Source organism: Streptomyces sp. NPDC051172, from assembly GCF_040682555.1.
Lineage (GTDB): Bacteria > Actinomycetota > Actinomycetes > Streptomycetales > Streptomycetaceae > Streptomyces.
Genome location: NZ_JBFBBE010000422.1, coordinates 1 through 1,146 on the forward strand (window position 1 = coordinate 1; position 1,146 = coordinate 1,146).

Here is a 1,146-nt window from a genome sequence, read left to right on the forward strand (position 1 = left end):
GGGCAGTCCATCGCGTGGGGGGTGGCCGGCGTCGTGCTGGTCACCCTGTCCCTGGGCATCAAGCCCATCACCCTCGTGCTCCTCCCGTTCATCGGCCTGCTGTGGGCCGGTCCGACGGCCCGATGGCCGCGGCGGTTCGCCTACTGGGCCCTCACCGCCGTGATCTCCATCGGCCTCATGGCCGTGGTGGGCGTGCTCAACGGCTTCGGCTTCGGCTGGGTGGCCGTCATGGTCGGCACGGGCACGGGCACCGTGCCGTGGGGGCCGATCGGCATGCTGTCCCTCATCACGGTGGGGGCGAGCGAGCTCCTCGGACAGGGGGCGGACGTGCAGGCCGTCGAGGGCGTGTACAAGACCGCCGGACGCGCGCTCTCGGTGCTCATCGTGCTGGCCCTGATGTTCCTCGGCCGCCAGGACCGCGTGATGACGCGCATGACCTGGGCGTTCACCGCGCTGGTGATCCTCTCGCCCATCATCCAGCCCTGGTACCTGCTGTGGCTGCTGCCGTTCTTCGCCGTGATCGGCATCCGGGACAACTGGCAGATCAAGTGGGTCGTGTTCACGGTCGGCTACTTCCTGGCGTTCGGCGCGTCGGACCAGCTCTTCACCTGGCAGTTCCTGGACATCGCGGACCAGGTCAAGGCCGTGTCCTTGATCGTCTCCGCCGTGTGTCTGCTGTGGATCCTCGTCGTGGACCGCCGCACCAGCCGGTTCGTGAAGGACCACTGGCACGTGCGCCCCGCCGTACGCGCCGGCCTGGCCCGGCTCCGTGGCGCCCCTCGACCCGTGGAGCCGGGGGAGTGAGGCCCGCCGCCTCCGCGACGACCGGCGCCCGACGGCCCCGTCCGAGCCGCGTGGCGGCGCAGCCCGAGCCGGAGGCGGCCGTCCACCGGGGCACGTGGGCGTCCGTGCTCATCACGGTGGGCTCCTGGGGCGTGGGATGGCTGCCGATGACGCCCGACTCGGTGTTCTCCGGGACCACCCTGCTCAACCCGCTGCGGGTCTACCTGCCCGGCGTGCTGCTCAGCACCGTGCTGCTGGCCGCCGGCTCGCTGCTCCTCGTCCGATCCTGGCTCGAGCTGGGGCGCGCGCTGCGAGGCCGCTGGGAGGAGCACGGCCGGCTGGTGGCCAGGGCCGCCTGGTGGT

2 protein-coding genes are annotated in these 1,146 nt (G+C 71.9%); both read left to right on the forward strand.

Annotated elements, in window-relative coordinates:
- Positions 1–804 (forward strand): hypothetical protein (locus tag AB0N07_RS51625; protein WP_365848003.1); only part of this gene is annotated, 804 nt, incomplete at its 5' end.
- Positions 801–1,146: hypothetical protein (locus AB0N07_RS51630; protein ID WP_365848005.1), on the forward strand; the 346-nt coding region annotated here is incomplete at its 3' end. The genes AB0N07_RS51625 and AB0N07_RS51630, both read left to right, overlap by 4 nt.